This window comes from Mesorhizobium sp. CO1-1-8 (assembly GCF_020164875.1).
Lineage (GTDB): Bacteria > Pseudomonadota > Alphaproteobacteria > Rhizobiales > Rhizobiaceae > Mesorhizobium.
This window is the reverse complement of sequence record NZ_JAIUGZ010000006.1, coordinates 159,858-181,915: the sequence shown is the minus strand read 5'-3', so window position 1 is coordinate 181,915 and position 22,058 is coordinate 159,858. Positions and strand designations below refer to the sequence as shown.

Here is a 22,058-nt window from a genome sequence, read left to right as displayed (position 1 = left end):
GTATAAATAGCCGTCCATGAAATTTCCTCGATTTTTTTCAGCGAAAAGGGCTTCGATGAGCGCTTTCGGATCACAGTCCATGGCGGCGCCGCTGCGCCGCGTGCTGATGCGGTCGGCGGCCAACGCCATGCGCAATGCCGACAGGGCTGCCTGGCACTATGGCCCGGGATTCAATCCGGCGAAAGCAGCATCGCAGCACGCGCTCCTTGCTGAACTGGTGGCGGCTTCCGGTGCCGAAATCGAATGGATCGAGGACACGGCGGATGGACTTTCGGATTCGGTGTTCACGCACGACCCGTCGCTGATGACCGATCGCGGCGCGCTGATTCTGTCCATGGGCAAGCCGTTGCGCGCCACAGAGCCCACGCTGCATGAGGAAACCTACCGAAGGCTGGGCATTCCAATCCTGGGCCGGGTCGAGGTTCCTGGCCAGGTCGAAGGCGGTGATTGTGTATGGCTCGATGCCCGCACGCTGGTGATCGGGCGCGGTGTCCGCTCCAACCAGGAAGGCATCCAGCAGGTTTCCAACCTGCTGACGCCGCTGGGCGTTACCGTCTACGGCTTTGATCTGCCGCTGTGGCAAGGCGAAGAGGCGTGCCTGCATCTGATGTCGGTGATCAGCCCGCTGGCCGACGACCTCGCACTGGTCTATTCACCGCTTTTGCCGGCCCCGTTCTATCAAATGCTGAAGGCGCACAACATCCGGCTGGTCGAAGGCGACGCCGAAGAGTTCGCGGCTTCCAACGGCCTTAGCCTGAACGTGCTGCCGACCAGCCCACACAAGGTCATTGCCGTTGCAGGCTTTCCAAAGACCAAAGCCGCGATGGAAGCCGCCGGCTGCACGGTCGAAATCTTCGAGGCGGATGCGCTCTGCATCGCCTGCGAGGGCGGGCCGACATGCCTGACGCGACCGATCCTGCGCCAATGAATACGCCGTCCCGCCGCAGGTTCCGTCGCGAGGGCGAGGAGCGGCGGCGGCAGGATCTAATCGAGGCCACTCTGGACAGCGTGGCGGAACATGGCCTGCAGGGCGCCACCTTGCGCACCATCGCATTGCGTGCCGGCGTCACCGCTGGGCTGATCCGGCACTATTTTCCCGGCAAGGAAGAATTGCTGCAGGAAGCCTATGCAGCGCTGATGGGCCGCATGACCGAGCAGGCGAAAGCGGCGTTGGTCAGGGAGGATACCTCGCCTCGTCAGCGCCTTGCGGCTTTCGTCACCGCCAACCTCAATGCGCCGATCATCGATGCGCGGGTGTTTTCGGTCTGGGCAACCTTCATCGGCCGCGCCAGAGCGGATCCGACCTTGGCCCACGCCCACCGCGAAGGCTACCTTGGTTTTCGCAATGAGGTGGAAGCGGTTGTGGCTGAGGTGCTCGCCGCCGAACGGCGCAATCCGGACACAAGCCAATTGCGCCACCATGCCATCGCGATTAATGCGATCATCGACGGACTCTGGATCGAAGGCTGCCTGGCTGGCGAGATGTTCTCGCCCGGCGAATTGGCGGCGATCGGCATCAAGACTGTCGAGGCCGAACTAGGCCTCGCGCCGGAAGGGGAGGAAAACCAATGACGACGCTCGGGGAGGCGCTGATTTCACTGCTCGAAGCGCATGGCGTCGACACGGTGTTCGGGATTCCGGGCGTCCACACGGTCGAACTTTACCGCGGGCTGGCGCGTTCGAAGATCCGCCACGTTACGCCGCGCCACGAACAGGGCGCCGGCTTCATGGCCGACGGCTATGCGCGCGCCGGCGGCAGGCCGGGCGTCGCTTTCGTCATCACCGGACCGGGGCTGACCAACACCATCACCGCCATGGGGCAGGCACGCGCCGATTCGGTGCCGATGCTGGTCATATCAGGCGTCAACGCCACGCCGACGCTGGGCAAGGGGCTGGGCCATCTGCATGAACTGCCCGACCAGCGCGGCATGATGGAGAAAGTGGCGCTGTTTTCGCAGCGCGTCACCGAGGCCAGCGAATTGCCCGGTGCCCTGGCGCAGGCCTTCGCCCTGTTTTCATCGGCCCGGCCCGGCCCGGTGCATATCGAGATCCCGACCGATGTCATGGTCAAGCCGGCGGATGGCATCACTGCCATGCTGAGCAATGTCACGCCACCCGCGTCGGAAGGTGCTGCAATTGCGAGCGCAGCCAAACTCATTACGGCCTCGCGCCGCCCGTTGATCCTGGTCGGCGGCGGCGCCAAACGCGCCGAAGCGCCATTGCGGCGTCTGGCCGAACGGCTGGGAGCGCCGGTTGTCCAGACCGCCAATGCGCGCGGCCTGCTGCATGGTCATCCGCTTTGCGTGCCGGCCAGTCCCAGCCTGAAGGCGGTGCGGGCGCTGATGGCCGACGCCGATCTGGTCATTGCCGCCGGCACCGAATTCGGCCCGACCGACTATGACGGCTACAGCGATGGCGGCTTCGTCCTCCCCGTCAACCTGATCCGGATCGATATCGGCGCCGACCAGCTTGCCCGCCGCCCGGCGACGGTTTCGATCCAGGCCGATTGCCCCGAGGCGCTCGAAGCGCTGCTTCTGGAAACGGGCCATGTCCCGGCGAGCGAGGGCGGGTCGTCGCGCGCCGCCGCTGCACGAAAAGCAGCCTTTGCCGAACTCAATCCGACCCTGCAGGCGCAGGTGCGTGCGGTCGAGATGATCCGCGACGCCTTGCCGGGTGCGCTCATCGTAGGCGATTCGACGCAGCCGATCTACGCCGCCAACCTCTATTACGACCATGACCGGCCGGGCGGCTGGTTCAATGCCGCCACCGGCTTCGGCGCCCTCGGCTACGGCCCGCCGGCGGCGATCGGTGCCGCCCTTGCGGTGCCGGATGCGCCGGTTGTCTGCCTCACCGGCGATGGCGGCTTCCAGTTCACTCTGCCGGAACTGGGCGCCGCACTCGACGCGCGGGCACCGGTCATCTTCGTCGTCTGGAATAACAGAGGCTATCGCGAGATCGAAACCTCGATGCTCGATGTCGGTGTCGAACCGGTTGGCGTGTCGCCGGCGCCGCCGGATTTCTGCAAGCTGGCCGAGGCCTATGGCATCGGCGCCGAACGGCTTGCCGATATCGACGCTCTGGCGGACGCGCTGAAACGCGCACGGGCAACCGGACTGCCGCGCGTCATCGAAATCACGGTTGACTGAATATCAGCGCGTGGTTCCCGTCTCGCCGGCCCTGAACCATGGCTGGCCGGTGGGGGACGCATGCAAAGACGCGACAACTGCCATGTCGAGATGTCAATTGAGTGACGGCGCAAAAGGCGCGACGCTTTGCGTCGGCGGCACAGAAACGACCTAACGATAAAAAAATGACAGGAGCGTCCAAGATGACGGAAACACTTGAAGGCAAGCATATCGTCGTGACCGGTGGGACCGGTGCGCTCGGCGGTGCGGTTGTCGGCAAACTGCTGAGTGACGGCGCGATCTGCCATGTGCCCAACGCCCATGCTGCCGCCCCCACGCATTTCCCCTTTACCACGCATGACCGTGTCCAACTGGTGCACAACGTCGATCTCTCCGACCCCGCCAAGGTCGAAGCGTTCTACAGCCAGGTTCCGGGCCTTTGGGGCTCGATCCATCTGGCCGGCGGCTTCACCTCGGCACCTGTTGAAAAGATCGAGTCGGCGTCCTTTGCCGAGATGATGGACACCAATGCGCGCACCGCCTTCCTGTGCTGCCGCGCCGCGATCCGCTCGATGCTGTCGTCGGATACCGCAGGCCGTATCGTCAACGTCACCGCGCGCGCCGGGCTCGATCCCCGGCGCGGCGCTGGCATGGTCGCTTACGCCGCCAGCAAGGCGGCGGTGGCAGCCATGACGGTGGCGATGGCCGAAGAGCTGAAGCACAAGGGCATTCTGGTCAATGCCGTGGCGCCGTCGACGCTCGATACGCCGGCAAACCGCGCCGATATGCCGGATGCCGATGTCACCAGATGGGTCAGCCTCGAAGCCGCCGCCGAAGCCATCGCCTATTTGGCATCGCCGGCCAATCAGGCGATGAGTGGTACGCTGGTGCCGCTTTACGGCAGGGCGTAACCTTCCAACCTTTAGCTCGGTCAAAGAAAAACCCCGCCGGATCGCTCCGGCGGGGTTTTGTTTTCGAGCCTATGCGAAGGGCTTCGCGGTGCGAAGGGCTTAGCTGCCCTGCTTCTTCAGCGCGGCACCCAGGATATCGCCCAGCGAAGCGCCGGAGTCGGTCGAGCCGTACTGAGCGACCGCTTCCTTCTCTTCGGCGATTTCCAGCGCCTTGATCGAGACCTGCAGCTTGCGGGTCTTCTTGTCGAAGGCGATGACGCGGGCATCGAGCTTCTGGCCGACCGAGAAGCGCTCGGGGCGCTGCTCGTCACGGTCACGGCTGAGGTCGTTGCGCTTGATGAAGGTCTCGATGCCGCTGTCGACCAGCCGCACTTCCAGACCGCCATCCTTGATGCCGGTGACTTCGCAGGTGACGACCGCGTTCTTGCGCAGTTCGCCTGAAGTCGCCGCTTCGCCGACCGTATCCTTGGCCAGCTGCTTGATGCCGAGCGAGATGCGCTCCTTGTCGATGTCGACGTCGAGAACCTGCGCCTTGACCATGTCGCCGCGGTTGTACTCTTCGATGACCTGCTCGCCCGGACGGGTCCAGTCGAGGTCGGAAAGGTGGACCATGCCGTCCACGTCGCCTTCGAGGCCGATGAACAGGCCGAACTCGGTCTTGTTCTTGACCTCGCCCTCGACCTGGCTGCCGACCGGATGGCTCGAGGCGAAAGCCTGCCACGGATTCTCAAGCGTCTGCTTGAGGCCGAGCGAGATGCGGCGCTTGGCCGGATCGACCTCGAGTACCACCACGTCGACTTCCTGGGTCGTCGACAGGATCTTGCCGGGATGCACATTCTTCTTGGTCCACGACATTTCCGAAACGTGGATGAGACCCTCGATGCCCGGCTCCAGTTCGACGAACGCGCCGTAGTCGGTGATGTTGGTGACGGTACCTTTGATCTTCTTGCCGATCGGGAACTTGGTGCCGATCTCGGACCACGGATCGCTCTCGAGCTGCTTCATGCCGAGCGAGATGCGGTGGGTTTCCTGGTTGATGCGGATGATCTGCACCTTGACCGTCTGACCGATGTTGAGGATTTCGGTCGGATGGTTGACGCGGCGCCATGCCATGTCGGTGACATGCAGCAGGCCGTCGATGCCGCCGAGGTCGACGAACGCACCGTAATCGGTGATGTTCTTGACGACGCCTTCGACAACCTGGCCTTCTTCGAGGTTCTGCACGATTTCCGAACGCTGTTCGGCGCGGCTCTCTTCGAGCACGGTACGGCGCGACACCACGATGTTGCCGCGGCGGCGATCCATCTTGAGAATCTCGAAGGGCTGCGGGTTGTGCATCAGCGGGGAGACGTCGCGGATCGGGCGGATATCGACCTGGCTGCGCGGCAGGAAGGCCACGGCGCCGTCGAGGTCGACCGTGAAGCCGCCCTTGACCTGGTTGAAGATGACGCCTTCGACGCGCTCACCCTTGGTGAACTTCTCTTCGAGACGAACCCAGCTCTCTTCGCGGCGGGCCTTCTCACGGGAAAGCATTGCTTCGCCAAGCGCGTTTTCGATGCGCTCGACATAGACTTCGACGGTGTCACCAACCTTGAGGGTGGTGTCCTTGCCCTTGACGCCGAATTCCTTCAGCGGCACGCGGCCTTCGACCTTGAGGCCGACGTCGATGATGGCCATGTCCTTTTCGATCGCGGTGATCGTGCCCTTGACGACCTGGCCTTCGCCGGAATGGCCGGCGGTAAAAGATTCTTCGAGCAGGCTCGCGAAATCATCGCGAGTGGGATTTGCAGCTGACATTGTTTCTCCTGGAGTGCCCCGCATCTAGAAGCGGGACGGGCGCCGTGGGTTAGCGTTGCGTTGGCCTGCCGGCGTTCCGGGCTACAAAAGCCCTGGGCCGCTCTTTAAGCGGCAATTCCGGCGCATGAAGAATGCTGGCAGGCTGGTTCGTGCCCGATATGGGTATTTTCTTCGCCTCCGACAACGGAAACACGAGGGAAACCCGGATCAGGCCTTGTCTCTCTTGGCCAAGACGTCGTCGATGATCGCCATGGCTGCAAGAAACGCGGCTTCTATAGCCATTTCGCTGGTATCAAGCAAGTGCGCGTCAGGGGCGGGCTTCAAAGGTGAGTCCGCACGGCCCATGTCGCGCTCGTCGCGGCGCACGATATCGGCGAGGATCCCGGCGAAATCAGCGGTGCCGCCGATGCTCTCGATCTCCGCCAGCCGGCGTTGTGCGCGTACCTCGGCGCTCGCCGTTACATAGAGTTTTATGTCGGCATCTGGGCAGACGACGGTGCCGATGTCGCGCCCGTCGAGCACCGCACCCGGCGGCGTCTTGGCGAAGTCGCGCTGCTTTTCGACGAGAATCCGTCGCACCGTCGGGAATACCGCGACCTTCGAGGCCGCTTCGCCCACCGCATGCGCCGACAGCACCGCCCGATCGAGCTTGGCCAGATCGACCTGTCGCGCGGCGGTTTCCGCCGCCGAGACATTGTCGAGCGGCAGCGCGTGCTGGATTAGCGCATAGGCCACGGCGCGATAGGTGAGGCCGGTGTCCAGCAGGTTCAGCCGGTAGTGGTCGGCCAGCCGGCGGGCGAGTGTGCCCTTGCCGGCGCCTGCCGGGCCGTCGATGGCGATGGTGAAGGTCATGGGGACGCCACCAAAAGGGACCCGGGCAAGCGCCGAGATCCTTTGCACCCCCCTCTGTCCTGCCGGACATCTCCCCCGCAAGGGGGGAGATCGGCCGTCATCGCGGCTTTCGCCAATTGTCTACGTTGCAGGATTGAGCGATGCACCAAAGCCGCCAATCTCCCCCCTTGCGGGGGAGATGTCCGGCAGGACAGAGGGGGGTGCTGTCCCACCGACTCTCCAAGGCTAGCGGTCGCCATCACCCGATCTCCGCGCCCAATCCCGTCATCAGCCCCATGAATTCCGGAAAACTCGTCGCGATCATCGCCTGATCGTCGATGGTAACAGGCTTTTCCGTCGCCAGCCCCATGACCAGAAAGCTCATGGCGATGCGGTGATCGAGATGGGTCTGCACGGTGGTGTCCTGGCCGTTGGGATGGCCGCCAAGGCCCTTGCCGCCCGGTTTGCCGCGCACGGCAAGCGAGGCCTCGCCCTCGGTGCAGTCGACGCCGTTGAGTTTCAGCCCGTTGGCGACGGCCGACAGCCGATCGGATTCCTTCACCCGCAGTTCCTCCAGCCCCTGCATCAGCGTTTCGCCCTCGGCGAAGCTGGCGGCGACCGCAAGCACCGGATATTCGTCGATCATCGTCGGCGCCCGCTCGGGCGGCACGGCAACGCCTTTGAGTTCGGAGTAACGCACGCGCAGATCGGCGACATCCTCGCCGCCGGCGTTGCGCGGGTTCAAAATGTCGATCTTGCCGCCCATTTCCTGCAGCGTCAGCAGAAGCCCGGTGCGGGTCGGGTTCATCAGCACGTTTTCGATGACAATGTCGGATCCCGGCACGATCAGTGCGGCCACCAGCGGGAAGCCGGCCGAGGACGGGTCACCCGGCACCGCGATGGTCTGGCCGATCAGCTTTCCCTGGCCCTCGATGAAGATGTGGCGGACGCCGCGTTCGTCGGTTTCGACCGACAGATTGGCGCCAAACCCCTTCAGCATCTTTTCGGTGTGGTCGCGTGTCATCACCGGCTCGATCACGGTGGTGATGCCGGGCGTGTTGAGGCCGGCGAGCAGCACTGCGGACTTCACCTGCGCCGAGGCCATCGGCACGCGATAGGTGATCGGCGCCGCATGCTTGGGTCCATGCAGCGTGATCGGCATGCGGTCGCCCGGCGTCGCCTTCAGCACCTGCACGCCCATCTGGCGCAACGGTTCCAGCACGCGGCCCATCGGCCGGCCCGACAGCGAGGCATCGCCGATGAAGGTCGTCTCCATGTCATAGGTGCCGACAAGGCCCATGGTCAGCCGCGAACCGGTGCCGGCATTGCCGAAATCGAGCGGGCCTTCCGGCTGCAGCAGTGCGCCGTTGCCGGTGCCGCGGATCACCCACTCGTCGCCATGCTTCTCGATATGTGCGCCCATTGCCTTCATGGCCGCACCCGTGCGCATCACGTCCTCGCCTTCCAGCAGGCCGGTGATGCGGGTCTCGCCGGAGGCGAGACCGCCGAACATGAAGGAACGGTGCGAGATCGACTTGTCGCCCGGCACGCGAGCGGTGCCGGAAAGGGCTGGGGATCGGCGGGCGGTGGCCGGCTTGGGGGCGGCGGCGTGAGACATGTAATTTCCCTGGACGGAATGCCGGCGGGCCGGCGCTTTTCATTTGTTGCGGCGGTCTCGTATCACGGCGGACCGAAATGGTCATCCCCATGGTCGTCACTTGACGCGAGGCCTTCCAATGCATGGTTTTGTGACGCCGGCTTTTCGCTTTGACAGCGCTGCAAACTGTGGTTAAGGGGACCACTCTTTTATTGACGAGGCTTGCCGTGGCAAAAACCGAACTTGGCACAAAACGTATCGACCCGGAGACGGGCCGAAAATTCTACGACCTGAACAAGGACCCGATCGTCTCGCCCTACACCGGCAAGACCTATCCGCGTTCCTATTTCGAGGAAGGCAAGATTGCCGCCCTCGAGGAGGAAGAGGAAGTGGCCGAGAAGGAAGTGGACGCCGAGGAAGAAGAGGGCGTTGAGGTCGTGTCGCTCGAAGAGGCCGATGAGGACGTCAAGGGCGACGACCTGCCGGATCTCGGCGATGATGAGGACGACGTCGATCTCGGCGACGACGAGGACGACACCTTCCTCGCCGACGAAGAGGAAGAAGATGACGACGTTGCCGACATGATCGGCGTCGGCGACGACGACGACGAGGTTTGATCGGGCCTTGAAAGCGGGCATTTGCAGGCTTTCGCGGCCTGCAAAGAAAAAGCGGCTCTCGAAGGCTTGATATCTGAGAAGGGCGGGGTTAGAAGCCGCCTGCACTAACGGCGCGGTCTCCAACCCGCGCCGGATCTCTTCGCCGGAAACGGCGCCGGTTGACTGCCGGAAGTGGGGCCATAGCTCAGTTGGGAGAGCGCTTGAATGGCATTCAAGAGGTCGTCGGTTCGATCCCGATTGGCTCCACCAAAACAGTCCCTCTGCAATTCGCTGCCGATGAACGTGCCGCACTGCGGTCATCTGCGTTTGATGGTCAGTCCAGGCAACGCCGCTGAAAGCGCCTCCATCAAACGGAACGAACCAGCCATTTCTCGAGAGCAACTGCTCGCCGGACAAAGTCTTCTGTTCATGGAGCGCTTAGAGACTGAAAGCCAGCCCGATCACCACTCGGCGAAAGAACCGTCCTTGTGGCGCCAGATCGGGTTGCGCCAGCGGTGACCTTCCTTGGCCCGCTCCTGCACATACTCCTCGTCGATCTCGACACCCAGGCCCGGGCCGTCGGGAATGGCGACATAGCCATCCTCGTAGCGGAAGACATCCTTGTTGGCGGCATAGTCGAGCAGATCGTTGGCGGCATTGTAGTGGATGCCGAGGCTCTGTTCCTGGATGAAGCAGTTGTAGCTGACCGCGTCGAGCTGCAGGCAGGCGGCAAGCGCGATCGGCCCGAGCGGGCAATGCGGCGCCACGGCGACGTCATAGGCTTCCGCCATCGCCGCGATCTTACGGCATTCGGTGATGCCGCCGGCATGCGAGAGGTCGGGCTGGATGATGTCGACGACGCCCTCCTCGAACACCGACTTGAAATCCCAGCGGCTGTAGAGGCGCTCGCCAAGCGCGATCGGCGTCGAGCCGAGAGCGGCGATCTCCTTCAGCGCTTCTCGGTTTTCGCTGAGCACCGGCTCCTCGATGAACATCAGCCTATAGGGTTCGAGTTCCTTGACCAGCGCACGCGCCATCGGCCGGTGCACGCGGCCATGAAAATCGACGGCGATGCCGATGTTGGGCCCGACGGCCTCGCGCACCATGGCGACGCGCTCGACAGCGGCGTCGATCTTGTCGTGGCTGTCGACGATCTGCAGTTCCTCGGTGCCGTTCATCTTCAACGCCAGGAAACCGCGCGCAACCATTTCCTTCGCACCAGCGGCCACTTCGGCCGGCCGGTCGCCGCCGATCCAGGAATAGACCTTGATCGTGTCGCGCAGCTTGCCACCGAGCAACTCGTGCACGGGCACGCCGAGCGCCTTGCCCTTGATGTCCCACAGCGCCTGGTCGATGCCGGCAATGGCGCTCATCAGGATCGGCCCGCCACGATAGAAGCCGCCGCGGTGCATCACCGTCCAGTGATCCTCGATCAGGCGGGGATCCTTGCCGATCAGGTAATCGCCAAGCTCCTTGACCGCTGCCTCGACGGTCAACGCCCGGCCTTCGACGACCGGCTCGCCCCAGCCGGTGACGCCGGCATCGGTTTCGATCTTCAGGAACAGCCAGCGGGGCGGAACGATGTAGGTGGTGAGCGAGATGATTTTCATGCGCAGTCTCAGTTGCTCTTGAGTTTCTTGGCGCTGACGAGGTCGCGCGCCGCGAGGTCGAGGATCTTGTTTGCGGCCCCACGCGCCGCCTCGGCGTCGCGCATGCGCAGCGCTTCGACCACCTCGCGGTGTGCCGCAACGGCCTCCATGCGCCGGTCGAGCGAAATCACAGCCGTCGCCTCCAGCGAGAATTTCAGCCCTGTGTCGATCAGATTGCCGATCTGGCGAAAGATCGGGTTGTGGCTCGCGGCGTAGACGATCTGATGGAAGGCGATGTCGCTGCGCGAGAAGGCGGCGAGATCCTCGCCCGCGCCGGCCATGCCGCGCCATGCGGCTTCGAGATCGGCGATCTCCTGCAGCGTCGCGCGCGTGGCAGCCAGTTCGGCAACCAGCGGTTCGATGGCGCGGCGCGTTTCGAGGATGGCATCGAAGAGCTTGTCGTCCAGTGCATGCGGCGCGTGCCAGGCCAGCACCTGTGGGTCGATGATGTTCCAGTCGTCCTCGTTGCAGACGATCGTGCCGACGCGTGGCCGCGACAGCACCAGCCCCTTTGCCGCCAACACTTTCAGGGCCTCACGGATGACGGTGCGGCTGACGCCGTATTCGACGCCGAGTTCGTTTTCGGTCGGCAGTGAGGAACCGGCCGGATAGCGCCCGGAAAAGATGTCCGAGGCGATCGCCTTGGTCACGTCGGGCATGACGCGCGGGCGGCGAGTTGCTGTGTCGCCTTGCGGTTTCTTCAAAGTCCCGGTCACCTCAGCCCTCCTCCAAGGCGGCGAACCGCTGGTTTCGCACAACCGGCCCGGCCTTAACGGATGCGGATCAATTGCGCCAGCGATCGCTGGTCAGAGCATGTACATTAATTATCATACCAGATCAATTGACGAGTATGATAAAAGCGATTAGAGACTCCGGCACCCGGGCTGAGCGCCCGGCCTATCGCTGGGAGGTAATCATGCGACTTTTGAAGACCGCGCTCGTCGCGGGCGCGCTTGCCGTGCTGTCCGTCACGACCATCGCTGCATATGCTCAGGACACCAAGATCGGTTTCATCGTCAAACAGCCCGAGGAACCGTGGTTCCAGGACGAATGGAAGTTCGCCGACCAGGCCGCTAAGGAAAAAGGCTTTACCCTGGTCAAGATCGGCGCCGAGGACGGCGAGAAGCTGATGTCGGCGATCGACAATCTCGGCGCCCAGGGCGCCCAGGGCTTTATCGTCTGCACGCCCGACGTGAAGCTCGGCCCCGGCATCGTCGCCAAGGCCGCCGCCAACAATCTCAAGCTGATGACCGTCGACGACCGCCTGGTCGGCGCCGACGGCAAGGCGCTGGAAGACGTGCCGCATATGGGAATCTCGGCAACCAAGATCGGCGAGGCCGTCGGCCAGGCGATCGTCGACGAAATGAAAGCGCGCGGCTGGAAGGCCGACGAGGTTGGCGCCATCCGCGTCTCCTACGACCAACTGCCGACCGCGGTCGATCGCGTCGAAGGTGCCATCTCGGTGCTGAAGGCAAACGGCTTCAAGGCCGAGAACATTTTTGACGCCCCGCAGGCCAAGACCGACACGGAAGCTGCCCTCAACGCAGCGACGGTCGTGCTCAACGCCCATGCCGACATCAAGAAGTGGGTCTCCTTCGGTCTCAACGACGAGGCGGTGCTCGGCGCCGTGCGTGCAGCCGAAAGCGTTGGCATTCCGGCGGACGCCATGATCGGCGTTGGCATTGGCGGCGCGGATTCGGCGATCAACGAGTTTAAGAAGCCGACGGCCACCGGCTTCGTCGGCACCGTGATCATCTCGCCGAAGCGCCATGGCTACGAGACGGCGCTCAACATGTATGACTGGGTTGCCAACAACAAGGAACCGGAGAAGCTGATCCTGACCTCGGGTGCGCTCGCAAAGCGCGACGACTACCAGAAGGTCCGCCAGGGCCTCGGTATCGAATAATCCTCCCTGTACAACAGGCGGCGGCTCAACCCGCCGCCTGTTGTACAGGCATAAGAAGGATCGGCCCGTGTCCTTTCTCAACTTTTCGCACATCACCAAGACCTATCCGGGCGTCAAGGCGCTGTCGGACGTGTCGTTCGGCGTCGACAAGGGCGCCGTGCACGGCCTGATGGGCGAGAACGGCGCCGGCAAATCCACCCTGATCAAGATCCTGTCCGGCGACCAGCATGCCGACGAGGGCGAGATAAGCATCGACGGCAAGGTTCAGGCCTATGCCTCGACCAGGGATGCCTTCGACAATGGCGTCATCGTCATTCATCAGGAACTGCAGCTGGTTCCTGAACTCACCGTTGCCGAAAATCTCAGCCTCGGTCGTTTCCCCGCCAACGCCGGCATCATCGCCGGCCGCCGGATGCTGGACGACGTCGGTGCCAAGCTGAGATCGGCCGGCATCGACATCGACATGCGCCGCAAGGTCAAGACGCTGTCCATCGGCGAACGCCAGATGGTCGAGATCGCCAAGGCGGTCATGCTCGACGCACGCGTCATCGCGCTGGACGAGCCGACCTCGTCGCTGTCCTCGCGCGAAAGCGAAATCCTGTTTGCCCTGATCGACCGCCTGCGCGGCGAGGGTAAGGTCATCATCTACGTCTCGCACAGGCTCGACGAAGTGTTCCGGCTCTGCGACAGCCTGACCGTGCTGCGCGACGGCAAGCTCGCGGCGCACCACGCTTCGCTGAAAGGCGTCACCCGCGATCAGGTCGTCGCCGAGATGGTCGGCCGCGAGATTTCGGATATCTGGGGTTTTCGCGCACGAAAAACGGGCGATGTCCGCCTGAAAGTCGACGCTCTCAGCGGCCCCAAACTGAAGACGCCGGCCAGTTTCGAGGCGAGGGCAGGCGAGATTGTCGGCTTCTTCGGCCTGATCGGCGCAGGGCGCTCGGAACTGATGCGGCTGGTCTATGGCGCCGATCCGCGTACGGGCGGCACCATCACCGTCGACGGCAAGCTGGCCCGTGCCACCGATCCGCGTGGCATGATCCGGGCCGGCATCGTGCTGTGCTCGGAGGATCGCAAGCATGACGGCATCATCCAGGGCCGCTCGGTCGAGGAGAACATCAACATCTCGTCGCGGCGCCATCACACGCGCTTCGGCGTGCTCAACCGCGCCAGCGAGATCGCCACGGCCGAGACCTTCATCAAGAAGCTCAAGGTGCGCACGCCGTCGCGCAAGCAGGACATCATCAACCTCTCCGGCGGCAACCAGCAGAAGGTCATCCTCGGCCGCTGGCTGTCGGAGCAAGGCGTGCGGGTGCTCATCATCGACGAGCCGACGCGCGGCATCGATGTCGGTGCCAAATCGGAAATCTACGAACTGCTCTACCAGCTTGCCCAGGACGGTATGGCGATCGTCGTCGTCTCGTCCGAACTGCCGGAGGTGATGGGCATCTGCGATCGCATTCTGGTGATGTGCGGCGGCCGCGTCAGCGCCGAACTCACCCGCGACCAGTTCGCCGAAAGGGCGATCCTGGCCGCCGCTCTACCCGATCAGAAAACCCCCGACGCGATCGCATCCTGAGGACTTTTGGCATGACCGACCAGTTGAAAAAAATCCTGCTCGGCGAACAGGGCCTCGTCGTCATCTTCGTCGTCGCCTTCGCGCTGGTGTCGCTCTTGGTGCCGAACTTCCTCACCGACCGCAACATGCTCGGCCTGCTGCAGTCGGTGGTCACCGTCGGCATCGTCGCCTGCACCATGATGTTCTGCCTTGCCGCGCGTGACTTCGACCTGTCAGTCGGCTCCATCGTCGCCTTTGCCGGCATGGTCGCGGTGATGGCGTCGAATTACACCGGCTCGATCCTGCTCGGCCTGCTGGCGGCAATTGCGTGCGGCGCCTTCGTCGGCTTCATCAACGGTGTCGTCATCGCCAAATTCCGCATCAACGCGCTGATCACGACACTGGCCACCATGCAGATCGTGCGCGGGTTTGCGCTGATTGCGTCCGACGGCCGTGCCGTCGGTATCAACAGCCCGGATTTCTATCAGCTCGCGCTGTCGAAACTGCTCGGCATACCGACGCCTGTCTGGGTGCTCGCCATCCTGTTTTGCATCTTCGGCTTCGTCCTCAACCGCACCGTCTTCGGCAAGAACACGCTGGCCATCGGCGGCAATCCCGAGGCCTCGCGCCTTGCCGGCGTCAATGTCGACCGGACGCGCATCTGGATATTCGCGCTGCAGGGCGTCGTCTGCGGCATCGCCGGCATCCTGCTCGCGTCGCGCATCACTTCCGGGCAGCCCAACGCTGCGGTCGGGCTCGAGCTTTCGGTCATCTCGGCCTGCGTGCTCGGCGGCGTCTCGCTTGCCGGCGGCCGCGCCACCATGTCGGGCGTCATCGTCGGCGTGCTGATCATGGGCATCGCCGAGAACGCCATGAACCTGCTCAACATCCCGGCCTTCTACCAGTACATCGTGCGGGGCGTGATCCTGCTGCTGGCCGTGCTGCTCGACAATCTGCGCTCGTCGGCACTGGGCCGGCGTTAGGCTGGAGGAACAAAAATGGCTGAGCGCCTTTCCGGCAAACGCATCTTCCTGACCGGTGCCGCGCAAGGCATCGGGCTCGCCATCGCCGAGGCCTGCCTAGCCGAAGGCGCAAAACTGTTCCTGGTCGACCGCGACGGCGCACTGCTGGACAAGGCCGTCGCCGGTCTCGCCGCACCGCAAGGCCGTGTCGGGCGTGTTGTAGCCGACATAAGCGACAGTGCCGCGATTGCTGCTGCCGTCAGCCAAGCGAACGCCGAGATCGGCCCGGTCAACGCGCTGATCAACAATGCCGGGGTCAATGTGTTCTCGACTCCGCTCGAGGCGACCGAGGAAGAGTGGAACCGCAACTTCGACGTCAACGTCAAGGGAGCCTGGAACTGCAGCAAGGCGGTGCTGCCAGGCATGATCGCGAGCGGCGGCGGCGCCATCCTCAACATCGCCTCGACGCACAGCTTCACCATCATCCCGCACACCTTCCCCTATCCGGTCGCCAAGCACGCGCTGCTTGGCCTGACCAAATCGCTGGCACTCGAATATGCAGCGCAAGGCGTGCGCGTGAACGCGCTGGCGCCGGGCTATGTCGAGACGCAGAAGGCCATCGACTACTGGAACAGCTTTCCCGATCCGGCCGCAGCACGCACCAACACCATGGCGCTGCATCCCGGCGGCCGCATCGCCACGGCGCACGAGATCGCGCTGGCCGCGGTGTTCATGATTTCCGACGAGTGCCGGTTCATGAACGCGGCGACACTCGTCGTCGATGGCGGGCTGAGCCAGCTCCAGCATCCTGCCTGAATTCCGGGAAAACCATGACCAAGAGACGATCGCAGCACTGGTTCGGGGGCCAAGGCAAGGATGCCTTCATCCACCGCAGCTGGATGAAGAACAACGGCCTGCCCGACGATGCCTTCGACGGCCGCCCGGTGATCGGCATCTGCAACACATTTTCCGAATTCACGCCGTGCCATGTGCATTTCCGTGGCCTGATCGAACACATCAAGGCGGGCGTGCTGGAGGCCGGCGGTCTGCCGCTGGAATTCCCGGTCTTCTCCTGCGGTGAGTCCAACCTGCGCCCGACGGCGATGCTGTTTCGCAACCTCGCTTCGATGGATGTCGAAGAAGCAATCCGCGGCAATCCAATGGATGGCGTCGTGCTGATGGCCGGCTGTGACAAGACCACGCCGTCGCTGGTCATGGGCGCGGCCTCCTGCGACCTGCCGTCGATCGTCATCTCCGGCGGGCCGATGCTTAATGGCCGCTTCCAGGGCCACGAGATCGGCTCCGGCACCGATGTGTGGAAGTTTTCGGAAGACGTTCGCGCCGGGGTGATGAGCGAGCAGGATTTCGCCAATGCCGAGAGCGCGATGTCACGCTCGCCGGGTCACTGCATGACCATGGGCACGGCCTCGACCATGGCCTCGATGGTTGAGGCGCTCGGCCTGGCACTGCCCGGCAACGCCGCCTATCCCGCCGTCGACGCGCGCCGCAGCCGCATCGCCCGCATGACCGGGCGGCGCATCGTCGAGATGGTCAATGAGGATTTGCGCCTGTCGGCCATCCTCACGAGGGCAGCCTTCGCCAACGCCATCCGCGTCAATGGTGCCATCGGCGGCTCGACCAATGCGGTCGTGCATCTGCTGGCGATTGCCGGCCGCGTCGGCACCGAGCTGACGCTGGACGATTGGGATCGATATGGCCGCGATGTGCCGACCATCCTCGACCTGATGCCGTCCGGCCGCTTCCTGATGGAGGATTTCTGCTACGCCGGCGGCATTCCGGCTGTCATGAAGGAGATCGCCGATCTGCTCGATCTCGACGCGCTGACCGTCGCCGGCAAGAGCGTGCGCGACAACATCAGTGATGCCCAAAACTACAATCCGGAGGTGATCCGCCCGCGCGACAAAGCGCTCACGCCGCAGGGCGGCATTGCGGTGCTGCGCGGCAATCTGGCGCCCGATGGTGCCATCATCAAGCCGTCCGCCGCGTCGCCAGCCCTGATGAAGCATCGTGGCCGCGCTGTCGTCTTCGAGGACATTGACGACTACAAGGCGCGCGTCGACGATCCCTTGCTGGACATCGACGAAGCGTCGATCATGGTGTTGAAGAATTGCGGGCCGAAGGGCTATCCCGGCATGGCCGAAGTCGGCAACATGGCGCTGCCTCGGAAGCTGCTGAAGCAAGGCGTCCGCGATATGATCCGCATTTCCGATGCCCGCATGTCGGGCACCGCCTTTGGCACCGTCATTCTGCATGCCGCGCCCGAAGCCGCTATCGGCGGCCCGCTGGCGCTGGTCCGGAGCGGCGACTTCATCGAGCTCGACGTCGAAGCAAGAAAGCTGCATCTCGACGTGTCGGAACAGGAGTTGGCGCGGCGTCGTGAATCCTGGCTACCGCCCATCCCGGCGATGCGCGGCGGCTATCAGGGCCTCTACGTCGACCGTGTTCTGCAGGCGGACCGCGGCGCCGATCTCGACTTTCTCGTCGGATGCCGTGGTCACGCCATTCCACGCGAAAGCCATTGAGGTCGACCAGCATGCCCAATTTCCGGCCTGACGATTTCCACGGCATTCACGCCATTCTCTACGCGCTCTTTGACGTGAACGAACAGCTGGACCGCGCGGCGATGCGCAGGCAGGTCGAGATCTGCCTGGCGGCGGCGTGCACGGCATGGCCGCACTCGGCCTGGCGACGGAAGTCGCCAAGCTGACCGAGGCCGAGCGCCGGACGATCATGGACTGGACGGCGGAGGACACCGCCGGAAAAGTGCCGCTCGCCTTCACCATATTCGGCGCTTCGGTGGCCGAGCAGATCGCACACGTTCGGCACGCCGAAGCGTGGGAGCGGATTGGGTGATCCTGCAGCCGCCGCCGGTCGGGGTCTATGGTGCGCCGGAATACATCAGGTTCTTCGGCCGCGTCGCCGAGGCGACCGACCTGCCGGTGGCGATCCAGAATGCGCCGGCCTTTTTCGGGCGCGGCCTGTCATCGGACGAAATCCGCGAACTCATCACGCTGCATCCCAACATAAGGCTGATCAAGGGCGAGGGTCCGGTCACCGATATTGCCGGATTGATCGAACGCACCGAAGGCCGCATTCCGGTTTTCAACGGACGCGGCGGCCTGGAGCTGGTCGACAATTTGCGCATCGGTTGCCGCGGCATGATCCTGGCGCCGGATTGCGTCGACTATGCCGTGCGCGCCTATCATGCGTTCCGCGCCGGAGGCGAAGTCACGGCCGAGGCTGAATATGCAAGAATGTTGCCGGCAGCCGTCTTCGTCATGCAAGGCATCGAAAACCATGATCTGCTACGGCAAGCGGCTGTTCGGCGCCCGCGCAGGCATCCCGATACACGACCGGGCTCCGGCGATGCGGCCCAACGAGCCTGGCCTTGCGATGGTGGCGCGCTTTGCGGCTGGCCTCGGTTGGTTGCCTGGCTGAACGGCAACTGCCTTTCAATAGGTCGTCCGCCCACCCGACAGGTCGAACGTGGAGGCGGTTGTAAAACTGTTCTCCTTGGAGACGAGCCAGGCGACCATTGCCGCGGCTTCGTCGACCTCCAGCAGGCGGCCCCGCGGAATGCGCGAGCGCATATATTCGATGTGCTCCGGCGTCAGCTGTTCGAGGATGCGCGTCTGTGCCGTGGCCGGCGAGATGCAGTTCACGGCGATGTCGTACTGCGCCAGTTCCTTGCCGAGCGACTTGGTCAAGCCGATGACCGCCGCCTTCGAGGCTGAATAGGCGGAGGCGTTGGGGTTGCCCTCCTTGCCGGCGACCGAAGCGATGTTGACGATCCGACCGTAATTGCGCTCCTTCATTCCGGGAACCACGGCGCGATTTACGTAGAACGTGCCGTTTACGTTGACGTCGATGACCTTCTTCCACGTCTCGATGTCGTAGACGTCGAGCGGGGCGGCCGGGCCGGCAATTCCGGCGGAATTGACCAGAATGGAAATCTTGCCGGCCAGCTCTTCGGTCCTGGCGCGCGCCGCGTCCACCGACGCCCACTCGGCGACATCCACGATCTCTGTCGAGGCGGCGCTGCCCAGTTCCTTCTGGGCGGTTTCGAGGCGGGCCTCATCGAGATCCCACAAGGTCACCGTCGCGCCGGAGGCGACGAAACGTCTGGCCATGGCAAAGCCGAGGCCTTGGGCGCCGCCGGTGACCACAGCGTGCTGGCCGTCAAGATCAATCCTGTTCATGTCGAGCGGTTCTTTCCGTTTGAGCTATTTCCGGGATAAGGGCCAGCCTGTGTAGGCGGGCGATATCGCTACATGGTCGCGCCAAGGGCCCATGGCACGAACTCGTTGTCGCCATAGCCGAGCGCTTCCGACCTGGTGCGCCCGCCGGAAGCGACGCGCAGGATCTCGGCGAAGATCTCCTCGCCCTTCTCGGCCAGCGAGACGCCGTCCAGGATGTCTCCACAATTGATGTCCATGTCCTCGCGCATCTGCTCGAAGATGAAGCTGTTGGAGGCAAGCTTGATCGAGGGCGTCGGCTTGCAGCCGAAGGCCGAACCGCGACCGGTGGTGAAGCACAATATGTTGGCGCCGCCGGCAACCTGTCCGGTCGCCGAGACCGGGTCGTAGCCGGGCGTGTCCATGAAAACGAGGCCTCGCTCGGTGATCGGCTCGGCATATTCCAGCACCGCGCGCAGATTGGTGGTGCCGCCTTTGGCGGAGGCGCCGAGCGATTTCTCCAGGATGGTCGTCAGCCCACCCAGCTTGTTGCCGGGCGAAGGGTTGTTGTTCATCTCCATATCGTGCCTGGCGGTATAATCTTCCCACCAGCGGATGCGCTCGATCAGCTTTTCGCCCACCGTGCGGCTCTCGGCGCGCAAGGCGAGGAGGTGTTCGGCGCCATAGATCTCGGGCGTCTCCGAGAGCACCGCCGTACCGCCTTGCGCGACAAGCAGGTCCACCGCCGCGCCAAGCGCCGGATTGGCGCTGATGCCGGAATAGCCGTCCGATCCGCCGCATTGCAGTGCAAGCAACAGTTCGGAGGCTGGTTGCGGCGTCCTTTCGGCGGCGTTCACCGTAGGCAGCATGTCGACGATCGCCTTCACGCCAGCCTCGACCGTCTTTCGCGTGCCGCCGGTTTCCTGGATGGTCATCGTGCGGAAAATCGTGCTTTCCTCGATGTTGTACGATTGCATCCAGCGCGGGATCTGGAACGCCTCGCAGCCGAGTCCGACCATCAGCACGCCGCCGACATTGGGGTTGGTGGCAAAGCCCCATTGCGTCCGTTTCAACAGGTCGTAAGCGGGACCCTTGGTGTCGATGCCGCAGCCGGTGCCGTGGACGAGTGCGATGATGCCGTCGACATTGGGATAGTCGCGCAGGATGCCAGACCGGTTGACCTCGTCGACGATGAACCGGGCGACGCTGGCAGAGCAGTTCACCGAGGTCAGGACGGCAATGAAGTTGCGCGTGCCCACCTTGCGGCTCGGCCGGCGGTAACCCATGAAAGTAGCGCGGTCGGCCTCGGCAACGATCTCGGTTTGCCTGGTATTCGTGCCGAAGACGTAGTCGCGTTCGAAATTTCGCAGATACACATTGTGCTCGTGAACCCAGTCGCCGGCGACAATGGGTTCCCGCGCAAAGCCGATGGTCTGGCCGTATTTCACGATCGGCTCGTCCGAGCCGATGTCGCGCAAGGCCATCTTGTGCCCGCGCGGTATGCGTGCCCTGGCCGCCACGTCCCCGGCCTTGTCGCCGATCTTCAACGGATCGACCGCCAGAAGAATGTTGTCGGCCTCCGAAAGTGTGATGAACCGTGCCATGACCCCAAACTCTGAAAAAGTTCTCCGCGACAGGAAGTCGAGAGGTAAAGAATACTAATATAATAGAATGTCAGAGGTCAAGGCCGGAGGCTGGATGAGGTCGTCGTGAAGGACAGGCGGGTCGTCCACCTCGTGTGGGGCATATCCGGGAGAGAAAGCGACTGCCGGACAACAGCTCCGGGTCAGTCGAGATGGAAGACCTGTTCCATGGCGGCCCACCATTCCCCGTCGGCGCGCGTCGGCAGCGGCATCTGCATGGGATCGCACAACGCCCACCATTTGCGCATGGCAGGGGATTCACCCATCAGCGCCGCATCCCTGGCGAAGTCGCTGCCGTGATACTCCCAGCAGGCGAACAGAAGGTTCTCCGGTTCGCGCAGGAAGGTCGAATAGTTGCGGATGTTGGCGCGGCTGATGACGTCGAGCACTTCGGGCCAGACCGCAGCGTGGACGCGCTTGTAGTCCGCGATCGCCTCGGCCTTGATGCCGATACAAAGCCCCATTCTTTGCATGTGCTGTCCGGTTGTTCGCGAGGCTTCAGCCGAGAAGGTCGGCGGCGACTTCGAGCGTGTTGCGGAACGACGTCTCGAGATGATGTTCCATCGCTTGCGCCGCACCCTCGGCGTCGTGGCGCTTCAGCGCGTCGAAAATGGCCTCGTGCTGCTCGATCGTCTGTTCGCCATAACCCGGTCTTGGGATAGCGAGATAGCGCCCCCGATCCATCTGTGCCTTCGAGATGTCGACGGCTCTCCAGATCATCGGCAGGCCGCAGATCTCGGCTATGGTGCGGTGGAAGACGTCGTCGAGCTGTATCGCGGTGGCATATCTGCCGCGGGATATGGCCAGCCGGTGCGCCGCCATGTTGTCTTCCAGCAACTCGCTGGCTGCCGCTGTGAACTTGGCGGCCGCGCGTCGGGCGCTTTCCATCTCCAGTGCCCGCCGGATGACGTAGGCTTCTTCCAGGTCGGCCCGGCTGATCGGAGCAACATAGGTGCCGGTCTGTGCCAGGATCTTGACCAGGCCCTCGTCGCTGATGCGCTTGACCGCTTCGCGAACGGGGGTGCGAGAGACCCCCAGGGCCTCCGCGATGGCGACCTCGTTGATGACCTCTCCCGGCTTCAGCTGCCCGACGACGATCAGGTTGCGGATCTTGTGGTAGATCTGATCGCGGAGCGGAAGAGCCCGATTGAGCGTCGAAGGGTCCAGGTCCATTGCAAATCCGTGTCTTCGTTCACCAGAAATGGCCTGATAATACTAGAATGTCAATTGGAGCGCATCCACTGCAGGCGACGGGGGTCAGTGACCCACGATGTCCATAACGACCGC

20 protein-coding genes, 1 tRNA gene and 1 pseudogene are annotated in these 22,058 nt (G+C 63.7%); 13 read left to right on the top strand and 9 right to left on the bottom strand.

From position 1 onward, the window contains the following. The first annotated feature begins 55 nt into the window (after nt 1-55). The 4 genes from LB558_RS14550 to LB558_RS14535 all read left to right on the top strand — a co-directional run bounded on the left by LB558_RS14550 (nt 56) and on the right by LB558_RS14535 (nt 4,036). A complete protein-coding gene (locus LB558_RS14550; RefSeq protein ID WP_224698178.1) occupies nt 56-928 on the top strand; it encodes a dimethylarginine dimethylaminohydrolase family protein in 873 nt (290 codons plus the stop codon). Then, the gene (locus LB558_RS14545; RefSeq protein ID WP_224698177.1) at nt 925-1,572 is read left to right on the top strand and encodes a TetR family transcriptional regulator C-terminal domain-containing protein; all 648 of its coding nucleotides are present in this window, start codon (nt 925-927) and stop codon (nt 1,570-1,572) included. Before LB558_RS14550 ends, LB558_RS14545 begins: the two co-directional genes overlap by 4 nt. After that, the gene (locus LB558_RS14540; RefSeq protein ID WP_224698176.1) at nt 1,569-3,146 is read left to right on the top strand and encodes a 5-guanidino-2-oxopentanoate decarboxylase; all 1,578 of its coding nucleotides are present in this window, start codon (nt 1,569-1,571) and stop codon (nt 3,144-3,146) included. Before LB558_RS14545 ends, LB558_RS14540 begins: the two co-directional genes overlap by 4 nt. A gap of 182 nt (nt 3,147-3,328) precedes the next feature. After that, a complete protein-coding gene (locus LB558_RS14535) occupies nt 3,329-4,036 on the top strand; it encodes an SDR family NAD(P)-dependent oxidoreductase (RefSeq protein ID WP_224698175.1) in 708 nt (235 codons plus the stop codon). 99 nt (nt 4,037-4,135) lie between these two features. Here LB558_RS14535 and rpsA read toward each other — a convergent pair whose 3' ends face one another. The 3 genes from rpsA to aroA all read right to left on the bottom strand — a co-directional run bounded on the left by rpsA (nt 4,136) and on the right by aroA (nt 8,282). Continuing rightward, nucleotides 4,136-5,833, bottom strand: a complete 1,698-nt coding sequence (gene rpsA, locus LB558_RS14530) for a 30S ribosomal protein S1 (protein ID WP_224698174.1) — start codon at nt 5,831-5,833, stop codon at nt 4,136-4,138. Nucleotides 5,834-6,040: 207 nt separating this feature from the next. Next, a complete protein-coding gene (gene cmk / locus LB558_RS14525) occupies nt 6,041-6,685 on the bottom strand; it encodes a (d)CMP kinase (RefSeq protein ID WP_224698173.1) in 645 nt (214 codons plus the stop codon). 238 nt (nt 6,686-6,923) lie between these two features. Beyond that, complete coding sequence (gene aroA / locus LB558_RS14520) at nt 6,924-8,282, bottom strand: 3-phosphoshikimate 1-carboxyvinyltransferase (RefSeq protein ID WP_224698172.1); 1,359 nt, start codon at nt 8,280-8,282, stop codon at nt 6,924-6,926. Between the two features lie 206 nt (nt 8,283-8,488). Between aroA and LB558_RS14515 the strand changes: the two genes are divergently transcribed. Further along, nucleotides 8,489-8,878 carry a TIGR02300 family protein gene (locus LB558_RS14515; RefSeq protein ID WP_013528180.1) on the top strand — a complete coding sequence of 130 codons (390 nt, stop codon included), beginning with the start codon at nt 8,489-8,491 and terminating at the stop codon, nt 8,876-8,878. A gap of 173 nt (nt 8,879-9,051) precedes the next feature. After that, nucleotides 9,052-9,127: transfer RNA gene (locus tag LB558_RS14510), tRNA-Ala, on the top strand. Nucleotides 9,128-9,318: 191 nt separating this feature from the next. Here the strand turns inward: LB558_RS14510 and dgoD are convergent. Together dgoD and LB558_RS14500 are read right to left on the bottom strand one after the other, a co-directional pair. After that, complete coding sequence (dgoD, locus tag LB558_RS14505; protein WP_224698171.1) at nt 9,319-10,467, bottom strand: galactonate dehydratase; 1,149 nt, start codon at nt 10,465-10,467, stop codon at nt 9,319-9,321. A gap of 8 nt (nt 10,468-10,475) precedes the next feature. Beyond that, nucleotides 10,476-11,222 (bottom strand): FadR/GntR family transcriptional regulator, encoded by a 747-nt coding sequence (locus LB558_RS14500; RefSeq protein ID WP_224698170.1) that lies wholly within the window; start codon nt 11,220-11,222, stop codon nt 10,476-10,478. A gap of 200 nt (nt 11,223-11,422) precedes the next feature. Between LB558_RS14500 and LB558_RS14495 the strand changes: the two genes are divergently transcribed. The 7 genes and pseudogenes from LB558_RS14495 to LB558_RS14465 all read left to right on the top strand — a co-directional run. Then, complete coding sequence (locus tag LB558_RS14495; protein ID WP_224698169.1) at nt 11,423-12,412, top strand: arabinose ABC transporter substrate-binding protein; 990 nt, start codon at nt 11,423-11,425, stop codon at nt 12,410-12,412. A gap of 67 nt (nt 12,413-12,479) precedes the next feature. After that, complete coding sequence (gene araG, locus LB558_RS14490) at nt 12,480-13,991, top strand: L-arabinose ABC transporter ATP-binding protein AraG (protein ID WP_224698168.1); 1,512 nt, start codon at nt 12,480-12,482, stop codon at nt 13,989-13,991. A gap of 11 nt (nt 13,992-14,002) precedes the next feature. Continuing rightward, nucleotides 14,003-14,953: an L-arabinose ABC transporter permease AraH gene (gene araH, locus LB558_RS14485; RefSeq protein ID WP_127256242.1), complete on the top strand. Its 951-nt coding sequence runs from the start codon at nt 14,003-14,005 to the stop codon at nt 14,951-14,953. A 15-nt stretch (nt 14,954-14,968) separates the two neighbouring features. Continuing rightward, complete coding sequence (locus LB558_RS14480; RefSeq protein ID WP_224698167.1) at nt 14,969-15,748, top strand: SDR family oxidoreductase; 780 nt, start codon at nt 14,969-14,971, stop codon at nt 15,746-15,748. A 14-nt stretch (nt 15,749-15,762) separates the two neighbouring features. Then, nucleotides 15,763-17,475, top strand: a complete 1,713-nt coding sequence (locus LB558_RS14475) for an IlvD/Edd family dehydratase (RefSeq protein ID WP_224698166.1) — start codon at nt 15,763-15,765, stop codon at nt 17,473-17,475. Nucleotides 17,476-17,620: 145 nt separating this feature from the next. Continuing rightward, nucleotides 17,621-17,806: a hypothetical protein gene (locus LB558_RS14470; protein ID WP_224698165.1), complete on the top strand. Its 186-nt coding sequence runs from the start codon at nt 17,621-17,623 to the stop codon at nt 17,804-17,806. After that, nucleotides 17,788-18,063 (top strand): annotated as a pseudogene (locus LB558_RS14465) (dihydrodipicolinate synthase family protein); the annotation flags it as partial. The gene LB558_RS14470 and the pseudogene LB558_RS14465, both read left to right, overlap by 19 nt. 342 nt (nt 18,064-18,405) lie before the next feature. Here the strand turns inward: LB558_RS14465 and LB558_RS14460 are convergent. From LB558_RS14460 to LB558_RS14445, 4 genes are all read right to left on the bottom strand, one after another. Then, a complete protein-coding gene (locus LB558_RS14460; protein ID WP_224698164.1) occupies nt 18,406-19,152 on the bottom strand; it encodes an SDR family NAD(P)-dependent oxidoreductase in 747 nt (248 codons plus the stop codon). A gap of 68 nt (nt 19,153-19,220) precedes the next feature. Beyond that, on the bottom strand, nt 19,221-20,732 hold the full coding sequence (locus LB558_RS14455) for a UxaA family hydrolase (protein WP_224698163.1): 1,512 nt from the start codon (nt 20,730-20,732) through the stop codon (nt 19,221-19,223). A gap of 182 nt (nt 20,733-20,914) precedes the next feature. Beyond that, nucleotides 20,915-21,244, bottom strand: coding sequence for an L-rhamnose mutarotase (locus LB558_RS14450; RefSeq protein WP_224698162.1), 330 nt, complete (start codon nt 21,242-21,244; stop codon nt 20,915-20,917). Between the two features lie 25 nt (nt 21,245-21,269). Next, nucleotides 21,270-21,944, bottom strand: coding sequence for a GntR family transcriptional regulator (locus LB558_RS14445; RefSeq protein ID WP_127322224.1), 675 nt, complete (start codon nt 21,942-21,944; stop codon nt 21,270-21,272). Between the last annotated feature and the right edge of the window lie 114 nt (nt 21,945-22,058).

Coding starts and splice junctions, on each gene's coding strand:
- LB558_RS14550 (WP_224698178.1), top strand. CDS start 56: ATGAGCGCTTTCGGATCACAGTCCATGGCGGCGCCGCTGCGCCGCGTG.
- LB558_RS14545 (WP_224698177.1), top strand. CDS start 925: ATGAATACGCCGTCCCGCCGCAGGTTCCGTCGCGAGGGCGAGGAGCGG.
- LB558_RS14540 (WP_224698176.1), top strand. CDS start 1,569: ATGACGACGCTCGGGGAGGCGCTGATTTCACTGCTCGAAGCGCATGGC.
- LB558_RS14535 (WP_224698175.1), top strand. CDS start 3,329: ATGACGGAAACACTTGAAGGCAAGCATATCGTCGTGACCGGTGGGACC.
- rpsA (WP_224698174.1), bottom strand. CDS start 5,833: ATGTCAGCTGCAAATCCCACTCGCGATGATTTCGCGAGCCTGCTCGAA.
- cmk (WP_224698173.1), bottom strand. CDS start 6,685: ATGACCTTCACCATCGCCATCGACGGCCCGGCAGGCGCCGGCAAGGGC.
- aroA (WP_224698172.1), bottom strand. CDS start 8,282: ATGTCTCACGCCGCCGCCCCCAAGCCGGCCACCGCCCGCCGATCCCCA.
- dgoD (WP_224698171.1), bottom strand. CDS start 10,467: ATGAAAATCATCTCGCTCACCACCTACATCGTTCCGCCCCGCTGGCTG.
- LB558_RS14495 (WP_224698169.1), top strand. CDS start 11,423: ATGCGACTTTTGAAGACCGCGCTCGTCGCGGGCGCGCTTGCCGTGCTG.
- araH (WP_127256242.1), top strand. CDS start 14,003: ATGACCGACCAGTTGAAAAAAATCCTGCTCGGCGAACAGGGCCTCGTC.
- LB558_RS14480 (WP_224698167.1), top strand. CDS start 14,969: ATGGCTGAGCGCCTTTCCGGCAAACGCATCTTCCTGACCGGTGCCGCG.
- LB558_RS14475 (WP_224698166.1), top strand. CDS start 15,763: ATGACCAAGAGACGATCGCAGCACTGGTTCGGGGGCCAAGGCAAGGAT.
- LB558_RS14470 (WP_224698165.1), top strand. CDS start 17,621: ATGGCCGCACTCGGCCTGGCGACGGAAGTCGCCAAGCTGACCGAGGCC.
- LB558_RS14460 (WP_224698164.1), bottom strand. CDS start 19,152: ATGAACAGGATTGATCTTGACGGCCAGCACGCTGTGGTCACCGGCGGC.
- LB558_RS14455 (WP_224698163.1), bottom strand. CDS start 20,732: ATGGCACGGTTCATCACACTTTCGGAGGCCGACAACATTCTTCTGGCG.
- LB558_RS14450 (WP_224698162.1), bottom strand. CDS start 21,244: ATGCAAAGAATGGGGCTTTGTATCGGCATCAAGGCCGAGGCGATCGCG.
- LB558_RS14445 (WP_127322224.1), bottom strand. CDS start 21,944: ATGGACCTGGACCCTTCGACGCTCAATCGGGCTCTTCCGCTCCGCGAT.